Source organism: Elstera litoralis, from assembly GCF_000963705.1.
GTDB lineage: Bacteria > Pseudomonadota > Alphaproteobacteria > Elsterales > Elsteraceae > Elstera > Elstera litoralis.
Genome location: NZ_LAJY01000819.1, coordinates 1 through 1,164, shown reverse-complemented (window position 1 = coordinate 1,164; position 1,164 = coordinate 1). Strand labels below are relative to the sequence as shown.

Annotated in this window: 2 protein-coding genes and 1 pseudogene; all 3 read left to right on the top strand. The window is 59.2% G+C overall.

Features of this window, described 5'->3' with window-relative positions:
- On the top strand, positions 1-314 hold a 314-nt coding region (locus tag VZ95_RS19985), incomplete at its 5' end, for an ABC transporter permease subunit (RefSeq protein ID WP_045777429.1).
- Between the two features lies 1 nt (position 315).
- A complete protein-coding gene (locus tag VZ95_RS19980) occupies positions 316-939 on the top strand; it encodes an ABC transporter permease (protein ID WP_332308026.1) in 624 nt (207 codons plus the stop codon).
- A pseudogene (locus VZ95_RS29005) lies at positions 936-1,164 on the top strand (ABC transporter permease); the annotation flags it as partial. The gene VZ95_RS19980 and the pseudogene VZ95_RS29005, both read left to right, overlap by 4 nt.

Here is a 1,164-nt window from a genome sequence, read left to right as displayed (position 1 = left end):
ATAAAGCCCTCATCGAAGCCGCCTATGATGCGGGTGCGACCGGCTGGCAGACGCTGGTGAATGTGATTATTCCGCTCTCGAAACCCGGCATCGTCATTGGGTCGATTTTCGTCATTACCATCGTCATGGGCGATTTCATCACCATCGGCGTGATGGGCGGCCAGCAGATCGCCTCGGCCGGAAAGATCATCGAAACCCGGCTGAATGCGCTGCAATTCCCAGCGGCGGCGGCCAATGCCGTTATTCTGCTCGGCGTGACACTGTTGATTATCGCCGCTCTCTCCAAACTCGTTGATGTGCGGAAGGAACTGTAGAATGCGCAGCAAGTCCTTCTACGCGCTCGCCCTTTTCTTCGGGCTCTATGTGTTGTTTCTCTACGGCCCGATGATTGCGATTTTCATTCTGTCCTTCCAGGGGCCGGACGGCGGGCTGACTTTTCCGATGAACGGCGTCTCGCTGTTTTGGTTCGAAAAGCTGTTTTCCGGCGGCGGAATCGTCAATATCGGCGCGGCTTTCGTGCGATCATTGAAGCTCGGCTTAGTGGTGATGGTGGTCACGGTAGCGATTTCGGTGTCGGCCGGGCTCGCCTTTCGCAAAAGCTTCCGGGGCGCGGCGGCGCTGTTCTATATTGCGGTGGCGAGCCTGATCGTGCCCTCCATCATCACCTCGCTCGGCATTGCGCTGGAATTCCGCCTGCTCGACGATCTGATGAAGGCCTATGGGCCGGACTGGCTGGCCGAAACCCACACCACCTTCATGGGGCTGTTTACCTCCGGCCTCGGTGCGCATCTGACCTGGACGCTGCCCTTCGGCCTGCTCATCATGTTCGCCATCTTCAACCGCTTCAACCCGGCCTATGAGGAGGCGGCGCGCGACTTGGGCGCGACGCCGTGGCAGACATTCCGTTTCGTCGTGCTGCCGATCATTCTGCCTCGGTGATCGGGATTGGTCTGTTCGGCTTTACCCTGTCGTGGGATGAAATCGCCCGCTCGTCGCAAGCCATCGGCGAGGTCAATAGCCTACCGCTGGAACTGCAAAGCCTGACCACGACCGTCACCAAGCCCGATATTTACGCCCTGGGAACGGTGACATCGGCGGTCTCCTTCGCGGTGATTTTCCTTGCGCTCTTCGCCATCCGGGCGCTGCAAATTGGCAAGCCCGCCA